The organism is Edaphobacter sp. 12200R-103, from assembly GCF_010093025.1.
Taxonomy (GTDB): Bacteria; Acidobacteriota; Terriglobia; order Terriglobales; family Acidobacteriaceae; genus Edaphobacter.
This window is the reverse complement of record NZ_CP048114.1, coordinates 1,103,816-1,129,961: the sequence shown is the minus strand read 5'-3', so window position 1 is coordinate 1,129,961 and position 26,146 is coordinate 1,103,816. Positions and strand designations below refer to the sequence as shown.

The 26,146-nt window shown below is 57.2% G+C and carries 19 protein-coding genes and 1 tRNA gene; 10 read left to right on the top strand and 10 right to left on the bottom strand.

The window, feature by feature from the left end:
* The first annotated feature begins 64 nt into the window (after window positions 1–64).
* Window positions 65–1,786, top strand: coding sequence for a carboxypeptidase-like regulatory domain-containing protein (locus GWR55_RS04685; RefSeq protein ID WP_202925582.1), 1,722 nt, complete (start codon window positions 65–67; stop codon window positions 1,784–1,786).
* A 137-nt stretch (window positions 1,787–1,923) separates the two neighbouring features.
* Here GWR55_RS04685 and GWR55_RS04680 read toward each other — a convergent pair whose 3' ends face one another.
* Together GWR55_RS04680 and GWR55_RS04675 are read right to left on the bottom strand one after the other, a co-directional pair.
* Window positions 1,924–2,679, bottom strand: coding sequence for a carbohydrate-binding family 9-like protein (locus GWR55_RS04680; RefSeq protein WP_238398649.1), 756 nt, complete (start codon window positions 2,677–2,679; stop codon window positions 1,924–1,926).
* 1 nt (window position 2,680) lies between these two features.
* The gene (locus GWR55_RS04675; RefSeq protein ID WP_162401218.1) at window positions 2,681–2,878 is read right to left on the bottom strand and encodes a hypothetical protein; all 198 of its coding nucleotides are present in this window, start codon (window positions 2,876–2,878) and stop codon (window positions 2,681–2,683) included.
* 140 nt (window positions 2,879–3,018) lie between these two features.
* On the opposite strand from GWR55_RS04675, the gene GWR55_RS04670 reads away from it, so the two are divergent.
* Both GWR55_RS04670 and GWR55_RS04665 read left to right on the top strand, forming a co-directional pair.
* Complete coding sequence (locus GWR55_RS04670) at window positions 3,019–4,833, top strand: glycoside hydrolase family 15 protein (RefSeq protein ID WP_162401217.1); 1,815 nt, start codon at window positions 3,019–3,021, stop codon at window positions 4,831–4,833.
* A gap of 78 nt (window positions 4,834–4,911) precedes the next feature.
* Complete coding sequence (locus GWR55_RS04665) at window positions 4,912–5,865, top strand: aldo/keto reductase (protein WP_162401216.1); 954 nt, start codon at window positions 4,912–4,914, stop codon at window positions 5,863–5,865.
* 44 nt (window positions 5,866–5,909) lie between these two features.
* Here the strand turns inward: GWR55_RS04665 and eutC are convergent, their stop codons facing one another.
* From eutC to GWR55_RS04645, 4 genes are all read right to left on the bottom strand, one after another.
* A complete protein-coding gene (gene eutC / locus GWR55_RS04660) occupies window positions 5,910–6,698 on the bottom strand; it encodes an ethanolamine ammonia-lyase subunit EutC (protein WP_162401215.1) in 789 nt (262 codons plus the stop codon).
* Window positions 6,673–8,085 carry an ethanolamine ammonia-lyase subunit EutB gene (locus GWR55_RS04655; RefSeq protein ID WP_162401214.1) on the bottom strand — a complete coding sequence of 471 codons (1,413 nt, stop codon included), beginning with the start codon at window positions 8,083–8,085 and terminating at the stop codon, window positions 6,673–6,675. The genes eutC and GWR55_RS04655 overlap by 26 nt, the downstream gene beginning before the upstream one ends.
* Before the next feature lie 9 nt (window positions 8,086–8,094).
* Window positions 8,095–9,441, bottom strand: a complete 1,347-nt coding sequence (gene eat, locus GWR55_RS04650; RefSeq protein WP_202925581.1) for an ethanolamine permease — start codon at window positions 9,439–9,441, stop codon at window positions 8,095–8,097.
* A 260-nt stretch (window positions 9,442–9,701) separates the two neighbouring features.
* A complete protein-coding gene (locus GWR55_RS04645) occupies window positions 9,702–9,989 on the bottom strand; it encodes a hypothetical protein (protein WP_162401212.1) in 288 nt (95 codons plus the stop codon).
* Window positions 9,990–10,112: 123 nt separating this feature from the next.
* Here GWR55_RS04645 and GWR55_RS04640 point away from each other — a divergent pair, with 123 nt between their 5' ends.
* The 4 genes from GWR55_RS04640 to GWR55_RS04625 all read left to right on the top strand — a co-directional run bounded on the left by GWR55_RS04640 (window position 10,113) and on the right by GWR55_RS04625 (window position 17,568).
* Window positions 10,113–10,595: a helix-turn-helix domain-containing protein gene (locus GWR55_RS04640; protein WP_162401211.1), complete on the top strand. Its 483-nt coding sequence runs from the start codon at window positions 10,113–10,115 to the stop codon at window positions 10,593–10,595.
* 98 nt (window positions 10,596–10,693) lie between these two features.
* Entirely contained in the window at window positions 10,694–14,194 is a 3,501-nt protein-coding gene (locus GWR55_RS04635; RefSeq protein ID WP_162401210.1) for a TonB-dependent receptor, read from the top strand.
* An 82-nt stretch (window positions 14,195–14,276) separates the two neighbouring features.
* Window positions 14,277–16,388 (top strand): phosphocholine-specific phospholipase C, encoded by a 2,112-nt coding sequence (locus tag GWR55_RS04630; protein WP_162401209.1) that lies wholly within the window; start codon window positions 14,277–14,279, stop codon window positions 16,386–16,388.
* A gap of 529 nt (window positions 16,389–16,917) precedes the next feature.
* Window positions 16,918–17,568: an SGNH/GDSL hydrolase family protein gene (locus GWR55_RS04625; RefSeq protein WP_162401208.1), complete on the top strand. Its 651-nt coding sequence runs from the start codon at window positions 16,918–16,920 to the stop codon at window positions 17,566–17,568.
* A gap of 350 nt (window positions 17,569–17,918) precedes the next feature.
* Here GWR55_RS04625 and GWR55_RS04620 read toward each other — a convergent pair.
* The 4 genes from GWR55_RS04620 to GWR55_RS04605 form a co-directional block, all read right to left on the bottom strand.
* Window positions 17,919–17,994 (bottom strand) — tRNA-Lys (locus GWR55_RS04620).
* A 128-nt stretch (window positions 17,995–18,122) separates the two neighbouring features.
* Complete coding sequence (locus GWR55_RS04615) at window positions 18,123–18,977, bottom strand: menaquinone biosynthesis family protein (RefSeq protein WP_162401207.1); 855 nt, start codon at window positions 18,975–18,977, stop codon at window positions 18,123–18,125.
* An 86-nt stretch (window positions 18,978–19,063) separates the two neighbouring features.
* Entirely contained in the window at window positions 19,064–19,657 is a 594-nt protein-coding gene (locus tag GWR55_RS04610) for a biotin transporter BioY (protein ID WP_162401206.1), read from the bottom strand.
* Window positions 19,658–19,676: 19 nt separating this feature from the next.
* Window positions 19,677–20,105, bottom strand: a complete 429-nt coding sequence (locus tag GWR55_RS04605; RefSeq protein ID WP_162401205.1) for a hypothetical protein — start codon at window positions 20,103–20,105, stop codon at window positions 19,677–19,679.
* Window positions 20,106–20,344: 239 nt separating this feature from the next.
* Here GWR55_RS04605 and GWR55_RS04600 point away from each other — a divergent pair, with 239 nt between their 5' ends.
* The 3 genes from GWR55_RS04600 (at window position 20,345) to GWR55_RS04590 (ending at window position 26,065) form a co-directional block, all read left to right on the top strand.
* Window positions 20,345–20,677 (top strand): septum formation initiator family protein, encoded by a 333-nt coding sequence (locus GWR55_RS04600; RefSeq protein WP_238398648.1) that lies wholly within the window; start codon window positions 20,345–20,347, stop codon window positions 20,675–20,677.
* A gap of 333 nt (window positions 20,678–21,010) precedes the next feature.
* Window positions 21,011–24,601 carry a TonB-dependent receptor gene (locus tag GWR55_RS04595; RefSeq protein ID WP_238398647.1) on the top strand — a complete coding sequence of 1,197 codons (3,591 nt, stop codon included), beginning with the start codon at window positions 21,011–21,013 and terminating at the stop codon, window positions 24,599–24,601.
* 9 nt (window positions 24,602–24,610) lie between these two features.
* Window positions 24,611–26,065, top strand: coding sequence for a sulfatase-like hydrolase/transferase (locus GWR55_RS04590; RefSeq protein ID WP_162401203.1), 1,455 nt, complete (start codon window positions 24,611–24,613; stop codon window positions 26,063–26,065).
* Window positions 26,066–26,146 lie beyond the last annotated feature (81 nt).

Sequence of the window (26,146 nt, the reverse complement as noted above, 5' to 3'; positions counted from 1 at the left end):
CGGCCCCGCAGGTTCGGGGGCTTCGGTTTTTGGGAGCAGTCGTAGACGCCCAGGTGCCAAGACTGTGGAACGTACCGGATTGAAGATCGCGATACTGGCTGCTGTCGTCATGACAGTATCCATGCCTGGATGGGCTGCTGCACCTGCAGCGGTCTCCGGCATCGTGCGCAACGCCCAGGGTGTGGCCCAGATGGGAGCACTGGTGCAGGTGGTAGGGCCGAACGCCGCACCGGTGGGAACCGCCTACACCGATCTTCACGGTCGTTATCTGATCGCAAATCTTCTTCCCGGCCACTATGAGGTTCGAGCCTCGGCAGCATTGTTCGTCCCGGCGTTGCATGGAAATCTTCAGCTCACTCCAGGAGCGCGTGCCATCGTCAACCTGACGATGAACGCCATCTTCGACGCTGCCGCGTGGCTGCCTGCCGAACGCCGCAAGGCCGACGAGCCTCGAGATGACTGGACCTGGACGCTCCGTTCTGTCGCCAACAAGCCGATTCTGCGTGTCTTCGATGAGAACGGCGATGTGGTGATGCTGTCGTCGAGTGCGTCCGAAAATAAAAAGCCTGCAGACAAGGCGAGGGCGGGGGTGCAGTCCGGAGATGGTGGCTTCGGCACAGGCGGCGTTCACAACGTCTTCCAGGTAGATCGTTCGATGCCCGATGGATCCGATATCGAGATCCGGGCCGATATCGGGACTCGCACCGATCCCGCTCTGCGGGCTCCCTCAACTTCGCTGCAGGCCGGATATCAGCGCCGCTTTGGACTGGCGGGCTCCAGCCGCCTGGTGGCGAGCTATCAGTCACACCCGGAGATGATCGGCGCCGCGGGGGCATCAGGCTTTGACGCAATGCAGCTGGCTTCGGCCCAGAAGACCACGCTCGGAGATTCCGTCGATCTTGAAGTGGGTGGAACGGTCTATGTCCTGCGCGGGGCGGGGTACGGCATCGCATCGCGGCCTTTTCTGCGGGTAACGGCGCATCCTGCAGCAGGGTGGACCGCAGGCTACCGGATGGCAACCTCGCGGGATCTGCAGTCGTTCGCCGGACTGGATACAGTGGAACTGGAGCTTCCCGTAGGCGTGATGGAGCAGGGCCGGATGCGTATGGCCAGCGGCCTGCACCAGGAGTTTACGCTGGGACGGAAGGCAGGTCGGGGCCTGATTCAGGTCTCCTACTATAAGGACAATATCCGGAAATCAATGCTCGCAGGCGGCGGCGCGATTGGTGTTGCGGATCTGGCGCCTGTAGCGGCTGGCGGCATTCTCGCCGATACGGCAACCGACACCTTCAGGACAATGGGAGCGGGATACGGCTCTCAGGGAGTCAGCCTGTTGATGACCGAGCCGATCACCCCCGGACTGTGGGTTGCCGTGGAGTACAGCACGGGTGGCGCCCTGGCAGCTCCTGCGGGTAAGGATCCTGTGCGGCTGGACATGGTTTCGACGGAGTTGAGGCCGCGCGCGGCGCAGACTGCCACCGTCGCCCTAAAGGGTCGTGTCATTCACAGCGGAACACAGGTTCGAGCCTCGTACCGGTATCAGCCGGAGGCGATGGTCACCGCAGTCAACTCCTATGCCGCCTTCAGCGATCAGGCTTACTTGAGTTTCCTGATCCGCCAGCCTGTGCGCGTCGGCAGAGTGCTGCCAGATGGTCTTGAAGCTACGGTCGACATCACCAATCTTCTGGAGCAGGGATACAGGCCTGTGTTGTCACGCGATGGCCGTATGCTGTTTCTGGCGCAGTCGCCGCGCATGATTCAGGCAGGACTAGCGTTCAACTTCTAGCTTTCTGTCAAAATTATCCTGATTTGGCGGTTCTGAACGTGCACTCCTGGCATTCCTCTGACACCTCCGAAAGGCATTGAAAAGAAAATGGCTTGGCGATTCTCCCAGGCCAATGCGCCATAAGTGGTGGATACGCTCTAGCGTGAATCAGACACCGGTCCGCCGAGAACTAACGTTCCGAAGTGCTCCGGCACATGGAATGTTTTGCTCATGCTTGGCTGCCAGGAAAGATAATGACGCGTCGCTTCAGGCCCCTGGCAGCGAAAGAGGTTGATCCGGAACTTTTGTCCCTCTTTGGCAGTTGCCTGCGAGTTGATGGAAGAGAAGGGAATCCGCATTGCGCCGTACCAGATTCTATGTTCACGATCGATGCGCGCGCTGACCTGAAAGCCGGAGTTCCACTTCCAGGCATTCTTATCTCCCATTTTGTCCAGATTAATATCGAGATCGACCCACTCGCCCTGGGGTGAGAGTTCAAACTCCTTATAGAGCTTGATATTGTTGAAGTCCGATCCGATGAAAGCCTCGGCGACGTCCCAGTTCCAAAGCTGAAAGGTCTCCGTGGTCGTACTGGGCGAAGGCTTGAGGTTTAACTGCTCATAGGGAGCAATGTAGAGAAGATACAAACTGTCTTTGGTCCAGCGAGAGCGCACCTCAGTGCGATGCGATGGCACAGGGTTCCCGAAAGTATCTCCGGTGATGAAGACCGGTTGCGTGTTCTGCCAGAAGGATGCGGAGGGATCGGTCGTCAACGGCGCATCGTGCGATGCTTCGACGGCGGTCATGATGGACGATGCGTCCGAGGATGTCTGGGCGGATGCCATGGGAAGAGAGAAGACGAACAGAATGGCAAGATAGGGAAGGCGAAGCAGCGATCGCATGCCAACCATCATCTCACCTTCGAAAGAAATACCAGGCGACAAAAGGAGATGCGATGGTCAGGGTAAGTGCCAGCGGATACTCAAAGGGAATGTCCGAGACGCGCCTTCCAAGCAAGGTAATGAGTGCCGCTATCCAGATGATCAACCAGGGGAGGGCCGTGATGGTCGCCAGGATTCGTGAGTTTGGCGATGGTTGCTGCTGAGGATGCATGCATGTAAACCTAACAAAATCAGCAGTAAAGAGACCACGGTCCCAAAGTTGTAATACCTTTGTGTGGGGAAGCTTATCCCAAGCGAGCTTATTACTGGGCAGGTCAGGCGATAAGACGAGCCCGACAGGATTAGGAGACGATGTCAGACTTTCTGCCGATTGAAAACTACGGCGTTATCGGAAACCTGCGTACGCTCGCGCTTGTCAGCATGACAGGCGCAATCGATTTTTTCTGCTTCCCACGCTTCGATTCTCCGACGGTGTTTGCAGCGCTGCTTGATCCGCAGAAGGGCGGCTATTTCTGCATTCAGGCAAACCTGAAGGATAGCGGCACCAAACAGCTCTATCTTCCGGATACGAATGTTCTGCTTACCCGGTTTTTATCGGGAGCAGGTATTGCAGAGATCACAGATTTCATGCCTGTTTTGAACGGCGACGATGTTGGACGTATTGTGCGGCGCGTCGCCGTCATTCACGGAGACGTGGAGTTCAACCTGCAATGCCGGCCGCGATTCGATTATGGAAGAGTCCCGCACACAGCGAAGCATGACGGAAATGCAGTCCTCTTTCTGCATGACGATGATCAACCGCCTTTTGTGCTGCAGTCGACACTCAAGCTCCAGCTGGACGGCGATGACGTGGCTCAATCCTTCCGGCTCAAAGCTGGCGACGTTGCATGGTTCGTCTTCAGTGAAGACGCTGCCGACGCTCGCAAGGATCTCTCACCGGAGGGGTTGGAAGAGGAATTTCAGAAGACCTCAGACTACTGGCGGAACTGGATTGGTCAGTCGAACTACAAGGGCAGATGGCGTGAGATGGTCAACCGTTCAGGTCTCCTGCTGAAGCTGCTGATCGACCGTGATTATGGCTCCATCGTGGCAGCCCCGACGTTTGCGCTTCCTGAAAGTATCGGAGGTTCGCGCAACTGGGATTATCGTTATACTTGGCTTCGAGACTCTTCTTTCGTCTTGTATGCGATGATGCGGCTCGGCTTCCAGGAGGAGGCGGCACAGTTTCAGCGCTGGATTCACGATCGGCTGAACTATGACTCACCCCAGGGACCGCTGCAGGTGCTGTATCGCATCGACGGAACTCATGAGACTCCTGAGACGACACTGGATAATCTGCGAGGCTATGAAGATTCACGCCCGGTGAGAATTGGAAATGCCGCGTGGCAGCAACTGCAGCTCGACATCTATGGCGAGTTTCTGGACTCGGTGTATCTCGCCGCCAAGTACGGCGACGGGTTGAGCATCGAGGACTGGGAAAACGTCAAGCGCATGCTGCGATGGCTGGCTAGCAACTGGAACCAGCCGGACGATGGCATCTGGGAGGTGCGCGGCGGTCGCAAACATTTTCTGCATTCCAGGCTGATGTGCTGGGTGGCCTTCGATCGCGCCGTTCGCCTGGGAGCGAAACGCTCGCTGACAGGCCCTTTCGGGTGGATGGAAGAGACGCGCGACGAGATCGCGAACGACATCCATACCAACTTCTGGGATGAAGAGCTGCAGTCCTTTGTCCAGTACAAGGGCGCGAAGGTAGTAGACGCTGCCATTCTGCTGATGCCGATGATGCGATTCATCAGCCCCACGGACCCCAAATGGCTGTCGACTCTCAAGAGGATCGACCAGGAGCTTACCGTCGACACCTTCGTCTACCGCTACAAATATGTCGAAGGCTTCGACGGCCTGAAAGGAGATGAGGGCAGCTTTACCGCCTGCTGCTTCTGGTTTATCGAGGCGCTTGCTCGCTCTCACGAAACAGCAAGAGCACAGTTGCTGTTCGAAAAAATGCTGGGCTATGCGAATCACCTTGGGCTCTACTCCGAGGAGTTAGGAAGCAGCGCACAGCACCTTGGCAACTTCCCGCAGGCGCTGACGCACCTGGCCCTCATCAGTGCGGCCACCTATCTCGACCGCGATCTTTCAGGGACTGGGCCGAAGGAATGGAAGTAACGCATTCGATGGCCGGACCTGTCCGGTCAACATCACAGCAGCTTATGGAATTTCATCGCAAAGGTGTATAGGAGTGATATGGATAAGAAGAGACTTGGAAACTCGGATCTGGAGATTACCCCCATCGGCTTCGGGGCATGGGCTATCGGCGGCGGAGACTGGGCGTTTTCGTGGGGCCCGCAGGACGATAACGACTCGATCGCTGCGATCCACAAGGCGCTTGATCTTGGCATCAATTGGATTGACACGGCGGCAGTTTACGGACTTGGGCACTCCGAAGAGGTTGTGGCTCGAGCACTGAAGTCGGCCTCGCACAAGCCCTACGTATTTACCAAATGCGGTCTGGTCTGGGACGAGAAGAAAGAAGTGCTCAACGATCTTAAGCAGATTCGACGCGAGCTGGAAGACAGCCTTCGCCGCCTGCAGGTCGAGACCATCGATCTTTACCAGATGCACTGGCCCAAGCCGGACGAAGAGATCGAAGAGGCGTGGGGTGTGATGGCAGATCTGAAGAAAGAGGGCAAGGTCCGCTGGATCGGCGTGTCGAACTTCAGCGTCAGCCAAATGGAGCGCGCGATCAAAATTGCTCCCATTACCTCCAACCAGCCTCCGTTCTCCATGCTGAATCGCGCCGTTGTGGATGAGGTTCTGCCATTTTGCGCGAAGAACAATATCGGCACGATCAGCTATGCTCCCATGCACTCCGGAATGCTGACGGGAGCGATGACCAAAGAACGCGTGGCCAACTTCCCGCAGGACGACTTTCGCCGTCGTGCGAAGAACTACCAGGAGCCGCTGCTTTCACGCAATCTTGCGGTCGCGGATTTTATCGGTGAGATTGGCAAACGGCATGGCGTCACCGCCGGTGTGGTTGCCATTGCGTGGGTACTGCATCACTCTGCCGTCACAGGAGCGATCGTTGGCGGCCGCAACGCAAAGCAGGTCGAGGGCATTATTCCCGCTGCGACCTTCCGGCTTCCTGAAGAAGACTTCCAGAAGATCCAGCACTACCTGGCTGAACACGTTGTATAGCACACCCAGAGGAATTCTTTTTCAATTCAGTAATTGGAACCGATTTAGCAGCTCTCTTCGGTATCCGAGGTTTCTATAGGAGGGAGAGCGACGCGATCGCTCTCATCCTTAAGGACCACTCCGCTTGCTCCCAACAGGCGGGATTGATGCAATAGATAGAGGAGCCGGAAGGCTGCCTGCATGTAGCTCAACCCTGCAGGGCGAATATTCGAGATGCAGTTACGCTCGGAATCCATCCGTCCAGGGCGTGGACGATAGGTTAGATAGGCCCCAAGACTGTCAGGCGACTTCAGCCCGGGACGCTCGCCAATCAGCACCACCACGGCCTCCGCTCCTCGAATCGCTCCAATCTCATCGCCCAGTGCAACTCTTGCTCCCGTCGCGAGCACAATCGCATCCAGCGACCAGCCGTTCAGCCCCTTACGCAAAGCATCGATCAGTGGTGGAGCATGCATGACAGGCGCAAGCGCCGAAAGCCCGTCGGCGACAACGATGCTCAGTGTCTGCGGCGGTGCGGCCTCGGAGCGATGAAGCGCTCTTGCCGATTGCGATGTGAGCAGGCGGCCCAGGTCGGGCCTCCGCAGATACTCCGAACGATCATGAACCCGGCTAGTAACCGAGATCGTCGCCAGCCCCTTGCCGGCAAGCTCCTCTTCCATGCGAGCCACCGGCATGGACGCATAGATGGCATGGCGGGCCAAAGCGTGATCGCTGTTGAACTCGAGCATCGCCGAGGTTGGAGTGCTGACGCCAGCTCGCCCCAGAGCGATTCGCGCGGGCGTCCACTCCGTCAGTCTGCTCCATGGCTCAATTTTTGTCAGTTTGTTCTTCATGCGGAGAATCGAAGGCCCCGGCGGGTAGTAATCGTTCCAGCGAAGCGCGAGTCAGCGTAAATCGTCCCTCGTTATCAACGATCTGCATTGTCCTGAGCCATTCTTCGAACTCAGGTGCCCGCTTCAGACCCATCACGCTGCGTACATACAGCGCATCGTGAAAGGAGGTGCTCTGATAATTGAGCATGATGTCATCGGCTCCCGGAACTCCGATGATGAAGTTTACGCCCGCTACTGCGAGCAGCGTCAGGAGAGTGTCCATGTCGTCCTGGTCTGCTTCGGCATGGTTGGTGTAACAAATGTCGCATCCCATCGGCAGTCCCAGCAGCTTGCCGCAGAAGTGGTCTTCGAGTCCGGCGCGGATGATCTGCTTGCTGTCGAAGAGATACTCGGGGCCGATGAAGCCGACAACCGTATTGACCAGCAGGGGATCAAAGGCCCGGGCGACTGCATAAGCGCGAGCCTCACAAGTCTGCTGATCCACGCCGAAGTTGGCTCCCGCCGATAGAGCACTGCCCTGTCCCGTTTCAAAGTACATGCAGTTGTTGCCAAGAGTGCCACGCCGCAGGGAGAGCGCTGCTTCGTGAGCCTCACGTAACAAGCGGAGGGATACTCCGAAACTTGTATTCGCTCTTTCGGTGCCGGCGATGGATTGGAAGACGAGATCCACCGGAGCGTTTTGCCGTATCGCTTCGAGCGTATGTGTAATATGCGTCAGCACACAGCTCTGCACGGGGGCGTTCAGCCTGACACGGAAATCATCGAGTAGATTCAGCAGCGTAATAGCCGACGCGGTGTTGTCGCTTGCCGGATTGATACCAATCACCGCATCGCCGCAGCCATACATAATGCCGTCAATGACCGAGGCCAGGATGCCTTTCGGATCGTCGGTGGGATGATTCGGCTGCAACCGTACGGCCATCGTTCCGGGCAGGCCGATGGTGGAACGAAAACGGGTCACCACGTGCATGCGAGTCGAAGCCAGGATCAGATCCTGATTTCGCATCAGCTTCGAGACCGCTGCGGCCATCTCCGGCGTCAATCCTCTGCCCACGGAGCGAAGCACATCGCTATCGGCCTGCTCAAGGATCCACTCACGAAGCTGTCCAACCGTAAGATGTGCGACAGGTGCGAACGCGGTGCTGTCATGGAGATCGACAATCAGACGTGTGATTTCATCGGTTTCATACGGGATCACAGCTTCCTGAAGAAAGTATTTCAGCGGAAGATCGGCGAGGGCGAACTTCGCTGCGGCTCGCTCGATCTCCGATGATGCAGCCACGCCGGCAAGATCGTCTCCGCTGCGGGCGGGGGTTGCCTTGGCCAGAAGGTCTTTGAGGTCCTTGAACCGGTACGTAGTTCCGCTAATGGTATGGGCAAACGCCATCGTGCATCCTTAGGCTCGCACTCTCCTTCGCGTCAGGTGAACGACAAGATATCCGATGCAGAGTAGAGCGCAGAAGATCAATGTGATGGTGCGGTTGTAATAAATAATGCTCGCCAGGCAGATAGCGACGCCAATCAGTGTCCACAACGGAGCGAAAGGATAAAGGCGTGCCCGGAAAGGCCGCGCCATGGCGGGTTCCGTCTTACGCAGGCGGAACAGCGCCAGCATGCTGACGGCATACATCACCAGTGCGCCGAGCACCGACATCGTGACGATGTTTGCCGTCAAAGGCTGCCCTCCAATCGTAATCAGCGAATCGCTATAGATTGCGGCGATGCCCACGACTCCTCCTGCAAGAATCGCAATCCACGGCGTCTGCAGCCGCGGATGAATCCTGCTGAAGACCTCGGGCAGATAGCCTCCACGAGCCAACGCAAAGATCTGCCGCGAGTATCCGAAGATAATTCCGTGCAGTGATGCGATGAGTCCAAAAAGACCAAGCCATACCAGCATGTGCAGCCATCCGCTGGATGGACCAACGATGATTTTCATCGCCTGCGGCAGAGGATCGTTGATGTTGGCCAGCAGGCTCCAGTCGCCGACACCGCCTGCGAAGAGCATCACGCCAATGGCGAGCGCCAGCAGGGTACTGATGCCCGCGATGTAAGCGATGGGAATGGAATGAGTGGGGCGTTTCGCCTCTTCAGCAGCCATGGCTACTCCCTCAATCGCAAGAAAGAACCATATCGCAAATGGTACAGCCGCAAACATGCCATGAAATGCGCCGGGGTGGAAGTGATTGTGTCCTGCCCATCCGTGCGCGATGAAGTTTGAAAACCTAAATCCCGGAGCTACAACAGCCATAAAAATCAGCAACTCGATGATTGCCAGGATCGTAATCACCAGCTCAAAGCTCGCTGCGATTCGCACGCCGAGAATATTGATCGTCATAAAGACGAGATACGCCAGCACGGCCGCTTCTTTCGGAGCTACCGAGGGGAACTGCACATGAAGATAAGCGCCGATGGCAAGCGCGATCGCCGGAGGAGCAAAGACGAACTCGATCAGAGTCGCAGCGCCCGCGATGTATCCTCCGAATTCTCCAAATGCCCGCTCGGCATACGCGAACGGACCGCCCGCGCTGGGAATCGCTGTTGTCAGCTCCGTGAAGCTGAAGATGAATGCCGTATACATGGTCGCGACCCAGATGGTCGTAACCAGGAATCCAAGCGTTCCCGCCGTTGCCCAGCCGTAGCTCCAGCCAAAGTACTCTCCGGAGATGACGAGGCCGACAGCGATTCCCCAGAGCTGCCAGGTATTCAGGGTGGCTTTTAGATGAGGGTTGCTATCGTCCAAAATCTCTCCCAAGCCACATTATGCTCACGCGCATCCGTTTGCGGTTATCAAAAATCGGCAGATGCAGTTAGGATTTTGCTACAGGAATGAGGCAAGTGCACATTTCTTTGATGGAGTCTTAAATTGCTTGTGGTATCGTCCGAGTCGTGGAATCTGCGCAACCAACCCCGCCCTGTCTCGTGCGGGCGCCCTCGGGTCCGCCGAGGTATTGCTACGTCTCCGACGATCCCAACACACACGCAGATAATCTACAAGGCTGGTCACAGCTTTACGATCAGCTCTCTGTCGGCAGTTTTCGGGGAGAGATTGTGGGGTCCTGCTTCAGCGGAATTCATCTCTTTCGCGAGACCACCAATCTCAGTTTGCGCCAGTCCTGTCTTGTCCTTTCTCATAGCTGGTGGTTCGGGATTCCTGCTCCCAAGGCTGGATCTTTCCGGATTGATGCTCGGCGCGTCGACGAAGGCACCATCACCATTCGACGCGGGAATAAGCCTTTTGAACTGATCACTCCGGGTGGATTTCGTATCTTTGGTCTTGTCGTCCACCATAAAACTCTGGCAGAGCATCTTCGTTCAGTTTTTCCGGAGGAAGACGCTCTTGCGCGGCTAAGCCTTGATAGCTCGCAGAGCGATTTGCGTTCGCACAGCGCGCTCGGAAGTTTTTTCGGTGAGGTGCTCGATGAGGTCGGCCGCCGCCCAGAGATATTGCAGTCGGTCAAGGCCTGTCAGGCAATCCAGAGCTCGCTTCTCGAAGCGGTTACTGAGATTTGTGCATCTTCGCAGCAAGCCAGGGAAACGCCACGCAGTGAGGTTCAGTATGCACAGCTCGTCCATAAAGTCAGGCAGTTTCTGATGGATAACACCGATCGGGCCATCTCCGTTCCGGAGTTGTGTACAGCCTTTCAAGTCAGCCGGCGAACCTTGCAATATGCCTTCGACCGCGTCATCGGCATGGGTCCTAATGCATACCTCAAAATCCTTCGTCTCAATGGAGTGCGCCGTGATCTGATGCGACGCGACAGGAGAATTCCGATCCAGCAGGCTGCTTCGGATTGGGGTTTCTGGCACCTCAGCCAGTTCGCGAAGGACTATCGAACATTATTCAATGAACTGCCTTCTGCAACCGTGAAGCGCGCCGAACGCTTCTTCTGTTGATCAAAGATTTATCAGGTTTTTACGTTTCTGGCGGGATATTTGCCGAAATTAGATAACAGGTTTCTGAGGGTCGTGGCTATGCTGCACTCACACGACCTATGCGCACGAATCGCCATTTCTCATCGCTCCTTCTTGCCCTCTGTCTGTTCCTGTTCGTTTCAGCAGACCTCTGCGCCCAATCCACGCAGGGGACGATCCTCGGAACTGTCAGAGATTCCAGCGGCGCGGCCGTCCCGGGCGCGACCGTTAACCTGACTAACATCGAAACGTCTGCCAGGAAAACGGCAAAAACAGATGGTGTAGGAACCTTCCAGTTTCTGAATCTGAACGCTGGCCACTACGAACTCCAGGTGACGGCCAGCAACTTCAATACACAAAAGGTCAGTGGGCTGGTGCTCACGGCACGTCAGGAGCTTCGCTCCGACGTCTCACTGGCAATAGGCAACGTCACGCAGGAGACCACGGTCAGCGCAGAAGACGCGGGAACAATTCAGACCGATAGCCCTTCGATCGATGCGACGCTGTCGTCTACCGCTGTCCGCGATCTTCCAGCGAACTATCGCGCCAGTTCCAGCGGCACCAGTCCTCTGACGATGATCCAGACACTACCTGGCGTGCAGTCGGACGGTGGTAATAACCCTACCTACTCTGTTCAAGGCGGCCTGCCCTTCCAGACGGATGTCACCGTCGATGGCATTACCACGCGCAGCGCCACAGGAGGCAACTCCCCAATAGCCAATGCCTTCCCATCCGGCGATTCGATCGCAGAGATGCGTGTCGATGGCGTGATGAATGCTGCCGAGTTCGGTCAGCCCGGCGAAGTGACAACAACCACCAAGGGTGGCACCAACAAGCTTCACGGCGGCATCTTCTGGTATCACCAGGATGCTTCGCTCAACGCAAAGGCTTACGGCGCTACTTCCAAGGCCCATCTCGTGACCAACGACTTTGGCGCGAGTGTGGGTGGCCCGGTCGTCATTCCTCACTTTTATAACGGTCACGACAAGACCTTCTTCTTCGGTACCTATGAGGGCTACCGCAGCCCGCGTACGTCGCTCTATCAGGCCCAGGTGCCAACCGCGGCCATGAAGAAAGGTGACTTTACCAACGTGCAGGGCCTTACGTCTTTGACCAATCCCTTCACGGGTGGCAACTACGCGCTGAATGCTGTGCCGATCAACGCGGTCTCGCAGAAGTTCCTGCAGTTCTTCCCCGATCCTAATTTCGGGAATACGTCGACCTATGTACCGGGCCAGATCAACTACTCTACCAACAAGGACACATCGCTGTTTTCCAATCAGTTCGATCTTCGCGGTGACCAGTACATTGGCCAGAAGGCGCTGATCTTCGCACGCTTTACGTGGAAGAACTACAACCAAACCTCGCAGAAGCCGCTTGCGATGCCTTCCAGCACGACGGCGTTCCAGGATCGTATCTTTCTTATCGCAGGCAACTACAACTTCACCCCGAACCTCATCAATGAGTTCCGTTATGGGTTCACCTTCGATACCAACGGAGCGTCGAACCCGTTTGATGGAAAGGCTTTCACGCAGGACTCCGGCCTGAATGGTCTGCAGAATCTCTTCTACAACGGCGTGCCCGAGTTGGATTTCGGATTGCTGACCAGCTTCGATGCAGAGCGCCTTACCTCGATCAACAAGTCTCGCACCCATGTCTACACGGACAATCTCACATGGGTGAAGGGACGCCACACGATGAAGTTTGGAGTCGATATTCGCAGAATGCAGGCAGTCACGCCGCTCGGTTTTAATGGCGCTGATAACTACGGAACCTTCGATTATTCGAGTGCGCTCTTCACTGGCAATGAATTCGCTGACTTCCTCGTCGGCACTCCCAACACAACGTTCTACGACGTTGTGCAGGCCGATAATGACGGCCGCACCATGCACTACCATGCCTTTGCGCAAGATCAGTGGCGCGTCAATGATCGACTTACCCTCAGCTACGGCATACGTTACGAGTATCATCCCGCATATCACGACCCAACCGGCAATATAGGCAACTTTGACAAGACGATTGCCAAGTCCGGCCAGGTTATCTATCCCGATGGCTTTGGAAACCTTGTCTCAGAGCCCTATCTGCAGAGCTTCAACTCCTGCGGCCTCGGTCAGTCCTCAGGTGTTGCGCCGGCAAATGGTGCAGCCTGCACTCCCACGATCAGCAACTCGCAGGCAGGGCTACCCTCCGGCCTCCGTACGGCGATCAAGACACGTTTCGCTCCACGCTTCGGCTTTGCTTACCGTCTTACCAATGACAATCGTACCGTGCTGCGCGGCGGCTACGGCCTCTACAACATCACGCTGCTGGGTTCGAACTTCTACTCGCTTACCGGGACCCTGCAGGCCAATACGGTCCAGTACTCCAATGCGAAGACTGCAAGCGGCCCGGCGTATGTGTGGCCCAACATCTTCGCCGGCTCCGGCACCAGTTCCAGCACTGCGAGCTTCGGACAGGCCTACTTCGGTACTGCCAACGATGTGAACTGGAAGGATCCTTACTCTCAGCAGTTCACCCTTTCGCTTGATCGTGACCTCGGCCAGGGATACGGAGTTCGTCTCTCCTACATCGGCATGACGACGCATCACCTGGTCTGGGCTCCTAACTACAACGATATGCCGTACTCCTCCACCGTCTCGGCCTATAACCAGCCACTCTCGGCGCGTCCTTTCCCCAACTGGGGTGTGATCAATGCCCGTTCCACAGGGGCTGACTCCAACTATCAGTCCGGTCAGATCAACGTCTCGCATCGCATGAGAGATGGTCTGAGCTTCGAATCCACCTACACGTTTGCAAAAAATCTCTCCAATAACCAGGGGCCTGGCAGCACCAGCTTCGCCGGCGAAAGCGGCGGCAGCCGTGCTTCCTGGGGGAATGATCCCAACGTGGACTTCGGTCAGGTCTACGGCTCGCGACGTCACCGCTGGAACACCACGCTGCTTTATGCTCTGCCTATCGGGCGAGGCCAGAAGTATGGTGGAAGCATGAACCGCATCCTCGATGCTGCTGTCGGTGGATGGCAGATCAGCAGCATCTTCCTGCTGCAGACCGGTCCATTCCTCTCTCCCTACTTCTCCAGCGGCCAGGGAGATCCCTCCGGCACCGGTTCCGGCCTCAACAGCACGGCGTCCGGCGGAGCGCTCCCAGGGCGCAGCCAAAAGGTGGATCGTGTCACAGGTGTCAGTACGACTCCAACGAATCGGTCTGCTGCCGGCTGGTTCAACAAGGCGGCTTTCACCTGCCCTGGAGCCCCGAATTGGACTCCTGGCACCAGTTGCACCACCGGCCGCGGCCGCCCCGGCGATCCCGCTCCTATCGGCCGCTTTGGCAACGTGCAGAACGGTTCGGTGGTTGGTCCCGGTACAGTCAATCTATCCGCGGGACTCAGCAAGACCTTTGCTATCACCGAAGGCATCTCGCTGCGTGCTGAAGGCACCTTCACCAACATCCTCAACCACACCAACCTTGGCAATCCGAATATGAATATCTCCAGTCCTGCATTCGGGCAGATCACCGCCACGAGCACTGCAGACTTCGGAGGTCCCCGCACCGGACAGGTCTCCATGAGGCTGCAGTTCTAGAGAACCTGAAATACTAAGAACACTGAGGGAACCGGCATCCCATGACCGGTTCCCTCAGTGCCTTGTACGAAAGAAAGAACAGATGAAGACGAGAAGAGATTTTCTAAGATTGGCGGCGGCCACTGCCGGAGCCTCCTTTATGCCACCGGCTATTCAGAGAGCACTCGCCATCCCCGCGGCGCGACGCACCGGCACCATTCAGGACGTCGAGCACATCGTCATTCTTATGCAGGAGAATCGCTCCTTCGACCATTACTTCGGCACGCTGCGCGGCGTGCGTGGCTTCAGCGATCCCCGCCCTGCACTGCTGCCCGACGGCAAACCCATCTGGTATCAGCCCGTCGCTGAAGTCAAGACCAAGCACTACCACGATCGCGGCCTCTCACCCGCCGCCAAGCATGTCCTGCCCTTCTATATCAATCCCAAGCAGACAACGGAGTTCCAGGCCGGAACCGATCATGGCTGGAGCACAGGCCACCTTGCCTGGAACAATGGCCACTGGAACCAGTGGGTTAACCAGAAGCAGGACGTTATGACGATGGGCTATCTCAAGCGTCAGGATGTCAGTTTCCACTATGCTCTGGCTGATGCCTTTACGATCTGCGATGCCTATCACTGCTCTATCCACTCCAACACCTGCCCCAACCGTATCTATATGTGGTCGGGCACGATCGACGCGCAGAACGTCTATGGCACAAAAGCGAACGGCCCCGGCTTCGACGAGCGCCACAAGACGAACGGCTATACGTGGACCACGTACACCGAGCGGCTCGAAAAAGCGGGCATCTCGTGGAAAGTCTATCAAGGCGGCAGTGGTGAGCCCGGAACTCCAACCGATAATTACACCGATAACTCGCTCGAGTTTTTCGCGCGCTATCAGGTGCAGGAGGGCGCAAACCCCAATGGCCCACTGGTGCAGAAGGGTGTCACCAACCGCACGCTTGTAGGCTTCAAGGAAGATGTGCAGAGCGGCAAGCTCGCGCAGGTCACCTGGGTCGTAGCGCCATACAAATACTCAGAGCACCCCGAGGCCTCGCCGACCGACGGCGCGCACTATATCTCGCTTGTACTCGATGCGCTGACCTCGAATCCCGAGGTCTGGTCGAAGACGGTCTTCCTCATCAATTATGACGAGAATGACGGCCTCTTCGATCACATCGTTCCGCCCATGCCGCCGAAGAGTCAGGAGCGTAACAGACACGGCCTCGTCTCTGACGATCTCCTAGCCAGCCTCAGCGATGAGTTCATCGATATGACGAAGTATCCGCACGAGCGTCGACCTATCATTCCGGATGCCGATCCTGGCGGCATCCAGCCCATTGGCCTTGGGCCCCGCGTGCCCATGCTGGTCATCTCGCCGTGGAGCACCGGGGGCTGGGTCTGCTCCGAACTGTTCGACCATACCTCGGTCATTCAGTTTTTAGAGAAGCGATTCAACGTCCACGAACCCAACATCAGCGCGTGGCGCCGTTCCATCTGCGGCGATCTCACTGCAGCCTTCGACTTCTCGCAGAACCCTGTCGTCAGTAACAAGTCCTTCCCGGCGCCAAAGCCCATTCAATCGCTGCATCGGCCCTACAGCGTGCCCGAGCCGCAGGCCATGCCCGTGCAGGAGTCCGGAACCCGTCCCGCGCGTGCTCTGCCTTATTCGCTTGAGACCGCATGTCGCGTCGAATCCGATCGCGTCACGCTTGACTTCAACAACAAAGGCTCCGCAGGAATAGCGTTTTACGTCTACGACCGCATCCTGCCTGCGAACGATCCGCGGCGCTATACCGTCTCCGCAGGCAACAGGCTCACCGATCACTGGACGTACGCCTCGGGCCATCCCTTCGATCTTGTACTCCATGGTCCGAACGGCTATTACGTGCAGCAGAAGGGAACCAGCGGGTCGCAGGAGCCAGTTGTGCATCTAGAACTCGACTCATCCGGGGGCTCACTCAAGCTAACGTTGCGTAATCCTTCCGATACACCGGTAAGGCTCAATATTTCTGAGGGGTATACGAAGTTCGCAACCGACCAGAATCTCGCCGCGAACGCCGAGACTAACATGCACATCGATCTTCCAACAGAATGCCGATGGTATGACGTCAGCGTAACGACTGTGGGGAACGAGAACTATCTGCGCCGCTTCGCCGGCCACGCTGAGAACGGAAAGCCCGGGACGAGCGATCCTCTGCGATCTGGTGGATGAGCAATTAGATGGTCGACGCGGAAGAAATCGAACCTTCAGCCTGTTCGATTAAGAATCGTTTTTTTCGTGTCTTCAACCATCGTCGTTTCTCCATCTTTCAAAAAAGTGCGCTGACTATTTCCATTGACTGCATCAAGGAGAATGGCTGTATCCGGGTGTTGGTTAGTTGCCGCCGACTTCACTCTGACGTGCCCCATAGACTTTGAGCCGGCGAGGATGTTGCCCGAGCATGTTCGGCCCATAGGTCTGATGCGCGGAGTGAGGTACGGTTCAGGGATCGATGGTAGCTCTGGACCGGGCCGCTTGGAGATGGTGGTTAGGTGGCCGCAGTTGAAGCGAGAAGGGAAGACTCATCCCGACGTTCTCCCGCTGCCCAGACGAACAGCATCTGCCGAACTCGGTCTCTCATGCCACGAACTGTCTGGCAGTAATATTCATGGGAAAGGCAGGGAGTTATAGCCCTCCCGTCCTCACGCTAGAGCGTCATTTGAACTGGAACTGGTAGCCATATACCATTGTTGTGCCACATATGAATTTCCTGCGACGTCGTCTAAATTCTGCGGACACCACTTCTCAGCTTGACTTCATAAATAGCCGGCCATTCCCTCCGGACGCCTTCAAAGTCCTATTTATCGGCGATTCGCTAATGATTCATGGCCAGCTGAAAGGTGTATGGGACGTATCCAGCGGCATGGCGGCCAGCAGGCCCGAAAACGATTATGTGCACCTAGTCTCAAAAGGCCTGCAGGAAGAGATCACCAGGCCCGCCGAAGCTCTCTACAACAACGGTGGCAATGGCAGGCTGCGCGAAATCCTCGAATACATTCAGGTGCGCAATCTTGCCCCTGATATGGTCATCATCCAGGGCGGCGAGAATGACACTTTTGATCGGCAGTTCCGTGAATATTATCCTCAGCTTCTTGACTTCTACGCCTGCCCTCGCATCGTCTTAGGTGATTGGTTCAGTAAAGACAAGAGCGACTATTCTGGCAGCCTATGCAGAGAACGCGGCCTCCCCTTCGTGAACTTGTGCGATATCTCAGCGGACAAGCAAAATAGCGGGTGGGGCGGACCATATGACAGGAAGGATGTAGCGAGTCACCCGAACGACTCCGGCCATGCTGCGATTGCCAAGGGTGTGCTGGCTAAGGTCAAGGCCATGGTTTTACAAAATATATGACGCTCTGGCAACTCTGAGGTTCAAACGGACATTGCAGCCGTAAATGCTCATCTCTTGCCCCTTATCGTTGTTATGCATGGGGATGGTTCAACAATGCTGGAGGAGAATCCTTAGCCTTCTGCGTAGCGTTAGACTCAGTGGTCCTTTGGTAGTCAGTTTATTTCTGCCATAGAAGCAAACACGGCCTCTTCGGAGCCTACCTCCTCGCCTTCTCTTCCCGGCAGTCGCACCACTACTTCAATCGGGACGTCAAAAGTGTGCCAGTGTATGCCTGAAACGCGCTATATTGCCCTCACTTGACGATCTTCCGCACGAGGCATGTGCTTTAGTTATCGTATTAATTTAGTAGATGGTGGACGCGGAAGGAATCGAACCTTCAACCTGTCGATTAAGAGTCGAATGCTCTGCCAGTTGAGCTACGCGTCCAGGTCTGCTGCATTTCCTCGGGGGAGAGGATCGTCCAGCGAGAGCCTTGCGGCTCAATCACTCGACTTTTTTAAGATAACACAGCCTGCAGGATTTGTGCGTGTCCTGCAGGCTGATCTTTCAGCAAATCAGCCGACGAAGTCGACGTTGGCGCGGTGCGGGATGATTCCGCGATCGTATCCCATCTCCAGCAGCTTGCGAATAGCCTTGCGGCCGTCATCGCCGTAGTTCAAGGTGCGCTCATTCACGTACATTCCGACGAAGCGGTTCGCCAGGTTCGGGTCAAGATCGCGGGCGAACTGCATGGCATAGGCGAGCGCCTCTTCGCGGTGATCGAGGGCATGCTGAATGCTGTCACGCAACGCATTGGTCGCCATCAGCATGGTGTCCTGCCCCAGCGAGCGGCGAATGGCGTTGCCTCCCAGCGGAAGCGGAAGATTGGTCTGTTCACGCCACCACTGACCAAGATCGAGCAGCTTAACCAGGCCATCGTTGGCGTAGGTCAGCTGGCCTTCATGAATGATCAGCCCGGCGTCGAACTCTCCCGCAGTTATCGCGGGAATGATCTTGTCAAAGGGGACCACGGTGTACTCAATATCGGGTGCAAAGAGCCGGAGGGCAAGAAAGGCCGTCGTCAGCGTTCCCGGAACCGCGATGCGCGTCTTCTGTGCCTCAGCCAGCGTGAGTTTGGGATTGGCCACGATCATCGGACCGTAACCCTCGCCTACGCTGCCGCCGCACGCCATCAGGGTGTAGCTGTCCTGCAGGTAAGGATAAGCGTGGAAGGAGATGGCCGTGATGTCGTAGAAGGCTTCGTTGATCGCCTTGTGGTTGAGCGTTTCGATATCGGTCAGCACATGGGTGAACTTGTATCCCGGCACGCGTACCTTGTTGGTGGCAAGGCCATAAAACATAAATGCGTCATCGGAGTCGGGACTGTGGGCGATGCTGATCTCTTGCACTGCTGTCTGCGGGGCGGTCATGATGCGAAGGTTCCTTCTGTAAAATCGATATTTTCCAAAAGAACGGATTGCGCCATACGGGCGTCAACCCAGGGAAAGTGAGTGCCTCAGGCGCGGCGCCAGTTCCGGATGGAAGCTGCCAGACCGGCGGCAGCGGCGATCTTTACGATCTCGCCGGGAAGAAACGGCGTGATGGTCATCGTCCACACTGCAGAAGAGCTGAGGTGAAGCAGCTGGGCCATCCAGAGAGAGCCGGCGGCGAACAGGATAATGGTGGCGAGGGTGCCCGCCAATGCAGCGCGGCCGTAGAGCGACTTTAGCGGAACGGAACGAAACACCCAGCCGGCCATGGCGGCGACCAGGGGATAGGAGAGAAGATAGCCTCCCGTGGGCCCAAGCAACTGGAGAACTCCTCCTGCACCGCCGGGATTGAAGACCGGCAGCCCCATGGCCCCTTCGGCCAGGTAGAGCGCCATCGCTGCGAATCCGGCGGTAGGGCCAAGCAGAAGCCCGACCAGCAGCACGGCGAAGTTCTGGAGCGTCAGGGGAACAGGCGTGAATGGAAGTGGGATCGAGATGTGGGCACAAGCCGCAACAAAGAGCGTAGCGCCGACGACAACGGCTGCACGGCCGGAAAGTGAGGTTGCTAACAAACGCGCGGGTCGCGCCAAAGTGGGGGAAGTTGAAAGTGTGTTCTGCATGAAAGTAGATCCTTTCGCGCTAGTTCTGTTTCGTAGAAGCAATATGGTTTCCGGCGACCACCCGAAGGTGGGGTGCTGACGCCGCTTGGATCATATCCGTGTCTGAAATCTCCTGCCGCTGCGCTCCTCCGGACGACCTCCGGATAAAATGGGGCCCGGGATGATGTCCGTGAACCGGTGCGTGGCTGTCCTGTAAGTTCGTCTTCGCCTCCGATGTCCATTCCTTGCGGGCGCTGATGGACTGCGCGGACTGTGCGGCAACGATCTTCTGGGATCGCGGCGTACCGTACTCGGCCGCCGACTGCAGGTGGTCGGCGAAGCTGGGTTCAGGCGGCGCTTGCGCCATCCTCTGTCGGGTTCGGTTGGCGCGAATGTGATGAACAATAACGGCAGCAGCCCCGATAACCACGAGGAGGGAAGCGATCGAGATCAGGAAGAGGACATGCACCAAGTGAAAGCATACCAAGCGCAGGAGGCTCGTGCATGCCGATTCGCTCCGATTGGTGGATGCATGTCTGGAAGACACCTGAAAAGGCAAAAATATCTCGAAAAACAGTACGAACTAGGTACGTCCCATGCAGCCTGTCGTTTTCCACTTGACGTCCTTGCTTCGTAAATTTCTCCTTTTCTTTAGGTATGGCTGCTACGGGTACAAATCAGGCGAAGCAGGGGAGCCGTGGGATCTTGATGCGGCTTCTTGCCGTGGGGGGATGGAGACGATGGGCGACGGCAGCTGCCGTGCTCCTTGCTCTTGGCGTCGCCTACCACGTGGTATTTGGCCAGAACGGCCTGACGGCCTATCAGCGCAAGCTGCAGGACACTCGCCATTTTGAGAAACAGCTGCAGAGTCTTCAGCATGAAAACGAGATGTTGAAGTCCCACATCGACAGACTGAAGGAAGATCCCGACGCCATAGAGCACCAGGCGCGGGAAGAGTTGCACTATACGCGTCCGGGTGAGGTCATCTACACCTTGCCTGCGCCGCCGACGTCTGCATCCACACCAGCCTCTTCCCAATAGTTTGGGAAAGGTGTATCCGGCGTTACAGAAGAGAGTGCCAAACGTCAAAATCCATCCACAGTTGACTCGAGTCGGGTCTGCACTTATGATCAACCGCAGTCATCGACATTTATGAGCCATAGAAGACAAACAAGCGTGGCGGCGGTAGGCTGCCCCCAGCCAGGAGTACATTCTTCCGGCTGTTTTGCTTGTCTCTGTTGTTGCCATATCTAACGTCGTTTCTCTTTTCTCCCAACAAACAGCATAGCTAGAACTGCGTAAACCTACGTCATTTGACCTTCCCATACGGGCGATGGTGTGCGCGGTTTTCATTAGAGAACTCTGGAGACAAACGTGTCTACTTTTAAGCTTTTTCTTGCCCTGACGTTTCTCATTGTGTTCGCTGCGCCTGGCATGGCGCAGGTCGATACCGGCGCCATCGTCGGAACGGTTGTGGATAGCCAACAACAAAGGATTCCCGATGCCACGATTCGCCTCATCCAGGCGAGAACCAGCGTGGAGAGAACGACTACTTCAGACCGCGATGGCAATTTCAGCTTCTCTCCGGTCGCAATCGGCGCCTACTCGGTTGCTGTGGAACGCCAGGGGTTTGAGCGCTACGTGCGTACCGGGATTGTGATCAGCGCGCAGACCACGGCGCAGGTGGATGCTCTGCTGAACATCGGTGAGGTCAGCCAGTCCGTAGAGGTCGCCGCCGAAGCTCCTTTACTGGAGACCCAGACGTCCTCGCTCCAGCAAGTCGTCAACAGCAGAAGCATTACAGATCTTCCGCTCAACGGACGCAACGTCACGTTTCTTGCTCAGACAGCGCCCGGCGTAACCTTCGCGCAGGCCGACTCCCGTGGGCTCTCTGCGAGCGGGTCGTTCAGCGCCAACGGTGCTCGAAGAGGCCAGAACGACTATCTGCTGGACGGTATCGATAACAATGCGGCTATTGCAGACTACGTGAACCAGACGCAATATGTCGTGATGCCTCCGCCGGATGCTTTGCAGGAGTTCGTCGTCCAGACGAACAACTATTCTGCCGAGTTCGGACACTCTGCCGGAGCCGTGCTGAATGTATCCACAAAATCGGGAGGCGATCGCTTTCACGGATCCGCATGGGAGTTTATCCGGAATCAGGTGCTGGACGCTCGAAACTACTTCGCGACCGCTCCCAAGAAACCTGCCTACCGCCAGAATCAGTTCGGGTTTTCCATCGGAGGCCCGGTTACCATTCCGAAGGTCTATAACGGACGCGGCAGAACGTTCTTTTTCTTTGACTACCAGGGCACTCGCATTGCGCAGGCGGACAGTAAAGTCACTACCGTGCCCACGGCAGCGGAGCGGAACTCAGGCTATACAAACTTTGGTGACCTGATCGCACTTCAGAGTGGTACGCGCACCGACGCCCTGGGTAGGGTCTTTCCCGTCGGAACGGTCTTCGATCCTGCTACAAGCAGGGCCGTAACCGCAGGCGCAGCCGATCCAACCTCCGGTCTGATCGCAGCCTCGACTGGCTTTGTACGCGATCCGTTCTACCAGGGATCGCTCGTGGGTCAAAAGACCTTTACGGGCGGTACCCAGAAGGCCCTGCTCAACCAACTGCCTGCCAATCGGCTTAGTCCCTCTGCCATTGCGTTGTTGAATCTCTATCCTGCCCCGACTGGCTCCGGGATCACGAATAACTTCAGCGCATTTCCGAACGCAACGAACAATAGCGATGGATTCGATCTTCGAATCGACCAGCACTTCAGTGAGCGCGACTCCGCTTTCGCGCGCTACAGCTACCTCAACACTGACCAGATCAATCCTGGCCCTTTTCCCGGCATCGCGGATGGTCAGTCGAGCCGCCCCGGCAATGGAGCGACCCAGGCGCAGAACCTGGCTGTAAGCGAGACGCATATCTTTACGCCGCGACTGGTGAATGAAGCGCGCTTCGGATACAGCCGCATCGCCGATATTCGAAGTCAGCCGTTCGCTAACGAAGTGGGAGTTCCGGAGCAGTACGGAATCGGAGGGATTCCCCAGTTTCCCGGCAATGGCGGTCTTCCTCTGCTAACGTTCGGAAATCTGGCAAACCTCGGTCAGTCAGGCTCACTGCCAAGCAACAAGGCCAGCGACATCATTCAGATCTCCGACAATGTGACGATCTCGCGTAACCGCCACGTAGTTCGCACAGGCGTGCTGTATCAGAACATCGCGTACCCCACTTCAACACCATCGTCGTCACGTGGCACCTTCGGCTTCAGCGGAATCTATACCTCCGTCGTCAACCAGACAGATGGCTCGACTGACCGTGCCCAGTTCCTCCTCAACCCGACGGCAAGCTCGGTTGCCGGCGGGATCAAGAATGTCGGCGGCGCTGACAGTGTCAGCGCATCCAACTTTCCGCTCATCAGCAATCTGAAGCGCTGGTACATCGGAGCGTATGTTCAGGATGACTGGCGTATCAGCCCCAAGCTGACCGTAAACCTGGGGCTTCGCTGGGAGTACTACGGTGTCCCGCACGAGCGCGACGGCAGGCAGGCGAACTTCATTCCCGGCCCGGACGACCCCAGGGTAGGGGCGCAGTTCCTTATTCCGGAATCGCAGGTGGCCAATGTGCCTGTGGCCTTCCAGGCGCTGCTTGCCAAAGACAATATCGCCTTTGTGACCACACGTGACATCACGCAAGGCAACGCGCAGAAAGAGAATTTCGCTCCCCGTTTCGGCTTTGCCTATCAGCCCAATACAAAGCTTGTCATCCACGGAGGCTTCGGGCTGTTTTATGGCGGATACGAGAACTACGGCCTGAGCGCGAGTCCGCCGGCGAACTTCCCATTCAATATCGCGACCAGCTACACGGCAGGAAACTCCGTCACTCCGCTCACGCCCGATAACTCCATCGGAACGCTCGGGAACGGACTGATCAATGTGCCGCTGAGTCCCTCAACTGCAAATCTGACCAACATCAGCCTGCTGGGACGCCAGTACAGCTGGCAGAGCGCGTACAGCGAAGCTTACAACCTGCAGGTCCAGTATCAGCTCAGCGCCAAGACCGTCCTCAAGGTCGCGTATGCCGGCTCGGTTTCCAGGCATCTCCAGGTTCCAATCAACACGAATACCGTCGACGCTGTTCTCCCCGCGACCGCGAATGCACAGGCAAATAGCTTCTTTCCAGACTTCGCTCGTGGCGGAGCCTTCCTCAGCCCTTCCGCCTCGACCAACTACAACGGCCTGCAGCTTGACGTGACCCGACGCTGGGGGCACGACCTTACCCTCGATGCCAACTACACCTTCTCCAAGTGCCTTGGCGACGCCCGCGATCAGCTCAACAACACCATCGGAAGCTATCGCGCTCCCTATATCCCTGGGGCGGGCATCGGCTTCGATTACGCGCTCTGCGACACCGATGTGCGCAACATCGTCCATACCAGCGGCGTCTATGAGCTTCCTCTCGGACACAACCAGAGATACCTGACCCAGGGGCTCGCATCGACTGTCGCCGGCGGCTGGTCCCTGCAGTGGATCGCAACCGTACAGGACGGCCAGCCCTTCACGGTGCCGTGCAGCGTAACGACGGCAGCGGGCTCAGGCTGCAATGCTCTCAAGGTTCCAGGAGAGAGTCTCTATGCAGGTCCGCATAACGCAGTCCACTTCCTGAATGCGGCAGCCTTCGCCAACCCATCTTCTTCTGCCACGGGGCTGGCTGCGCTCGGTGGATCTCCCACCCAGGCGACCGGGCCCGCCTACAGAAGACTGGACCTCTCGCTCTTTCGTAAGATTGCTCTCGCGGACCAGGTCCAGCTCGAGCTTCGCGCGGAGGCATTCAACATTACCAACACGCCGAACTTTTCTGCTCCGGGCAATCTGAACTTTACGTCCCCTGCAACCTTCGCATCGATCACAAGCACGCGCGACAACGCAAGACAACTCCAGTTCGCTGGAAAAATCTATTGGTAGGAGTTTGGAATGTCTGAAAATATCCAGAGTCGCCGGTCCTTCTTCAAAGGAACGATGGCGGCAGCCGTGACAGCCGCGGTTCCGGCTACGGCCGAAGCGCAAAGGAAGGCGGCGTCTCCCGCTCCCGCCCAAAAGCCCAACATCATCATCTATCTTGCGGATCAGTTTCGCGCGGACTTTGTGGGCGCGAACGGCCGCAACAACTCCACCCGCACGCCCAACATCGATGCGATGGCGGCGCGCGGAAAAAACTTCACCCACGCCGTCACCAATCAGCCTGTCTGCGCTCCCGCCCGTTCTGTGCTGCTGACCAGCCGCTACGCCACTGAGACCGGCGTCTGGCACAACGGTCTGGAACTGGACAAGTCCCTCCCCACGCTGGCCACGGAGCTGCGCAAGTCAGGCTACACCGCAAACCTCATCGGTAAGTGGCACCTCGCGCTTGGCAATCCCAAGCTCGGTGGCGACCCCGGCCCGGTGAAGGCCGAGGACCGCGGAGGCTTCCTGGACCTGTGGGAAGGAGCCAACGCGCTGGAGCACACCACCCACCCCTATGAAGGGACGATCTGGGATCGCGACAACAAACCCATCACCTTCAAGGACCAGTACCGCGTCGACTTCCTCACCGACCGTGCCGAGCGGTTCCTGCGCCAGAAACAGGAGAAGCCGTTCCTTCTCTTCATCTCACAGCTCGAGCCGCACCAGCAGAACGACCTGCACAGGCCGATCGCTCCCAAGGGCGCAGCGGCACGCTTTGTGAACTCCACTGCGCCGGAGGATCTGCGCGCACACCCCGGCACATGGCAGGATCAGCTGCCTGACTACTACGGATGCATCGAAGCCATCGATTCCTCCGTCGGCCGTATCCGCCGTATCCTGGAAGAAGAGAGGCTTGCGGACGACACCATCTTTGTGTTCTTCAGCGATCACGGCTGCCACTTCATGACGCGCAATCAGGAGTACAAGCGCAGCGTGCACAACAGCTCCACCCGCGTGCCGATGATCATCGATGGACCGGGCTTTCAGGGCAATCAACAGATCCCGGAGCTGGTGGGACTGATCGACCTTGCCCCAACCCTGTTGGACGCCGCCGGACTCACGCCGCCTTCCACCTGGAAGGGTCGCAGCTTCTTTCCGCTGGTAAGCAGCTACGAAGCACGACAGAACTGGCATAACCAGCAGCTGATTCAGATCAGCGAATCCATGACCGGAAGAGCGATCAAGACTCCAGACTGGACGTATTGCGTAGCCGATCTCTCCGGCGACACCAAGGAGTCCGCCGCCAAAACCTATCACGAGTACCAGTTCTACGATCAGCGCGCCGATCCGCACGAACTGATCAATCTGGCTGGACGAAAAGAGTATCGAGAGAAGGCCGACGAGCTGCAGGCCCAGTTGAAGAAGCTCCTCGCAGCCGCTGGAGAGCCGGAGCCGGAGATCGTCCCCGCAAAGCTCTATCCATAATCTGAGTCGTTTCTCTTCACCCGAATCGTCATCCTGACCCTGAGCGAAGTCGAAGGGGAAGGATCCCTGTATTCTGCCCGA

Excerpts from the sequence above, each read along its gene's own strand:
- GWR55_RS04680 (WP_238398649.1), bottom strand. The coding sequence starts at position 2,679 with ATGATGGTTGGCATGCGATCGCTGCTTCGCCTTCCCTATCTTGCCATT.
- GWR55_RS04675 (WP_162401218.1), bottom strand. The coding sequence starts at position 2,878 with ATGCATCCTCAGCAGCAACCATCGCCAAACTCACGAATCCTGGCGACC.
- GWR55_RS04670 (WP_162401217.1), top strand. The coding sequence starts at position 3,019 with ATGTCAGACTTTCTGCCGATTGAAAACTACGGCGTTATCGGAAACCTG.
- GWR55_RS04665 (WP_162401216.1), top strand. The coding sequence starts at position 4,912 with ATGGATAAGAAGAGACTTGGAAACTCGGATCTGGAGATTACCCCCATC.
- eutC (WP_162401215.1), bottom strand. The coding sequence starts at position 6,698 with ATGAAGAACAAACTGACAAAAATTGAGCCATGGAGCAGACTGACGGAG.
- GWR55_RS04655 (WP_162401214.1), bottom strand. The coding sequence starts at position 8,085 with ATGGCGTTTGCCCATACCATTAGCGGAACTACGTACCGGTTCAAGGAC.
- GWR55_RS04645 (WP_162401212.1), bottom strand. The coding sequence starts at position 9,989 with ATGGTGGACGACAAGACCAAAGATACGAAATCCACCCGGAGTGATCAG.
- GWR55_RS04635 (WP_162401210.1), top strand. The coding sequence starts at position 10,694 with ATGCGCACGAATCGCCATTTCTCATCGCTCCTTCTTGCCCTCTGTCTG.
- GWR55_RS04630 (WP_162401209.1), top strand. The coding sequence starts at position 14,277 with ATGAAGACGAGAAGAGATTTTCTAAGATTGGCGGCGGCCACTGCCGGA.
- GWR55_RS04625 (WP_162401208.1), top strand. The coding sequence starts at position 16,918 with ATGAATTTCCTGCGACGTCGTCTAAATTCTGCGGACACCACTTCTCAG.
- GWR55_RS04615 (WP_162401207.1), bottom strand. The coding sequence starts at position 18,977 with ATGACCGCCCCGCAGACAGCAGTGCAAGAGATCAGCATCGCCCACAGT.
- GWR55_RS04610 (WP_162401206.1), bottom strand. The coding sequence starts at position 19,657 with ATGCAGAACACACTTTCAACTTCCCCCACTTTGGCGCGACCCGCGCGT.
- GWR55_RS04600 (WP_238398648.1), top strand. The coding sequence starts at position 20,345 with ATGCGGCTTCTTGCCGTGGGGGGATGGAGACGATGGGCGACGGCAGCT.
- GWR55_RS04590 (WP_162401203.1), top strand. The coding sequence starts at position 24,611 with ATGTCTGAAAATATCCAGAGTCGCCGGTCCTTCTTCAAAGGAACGATG.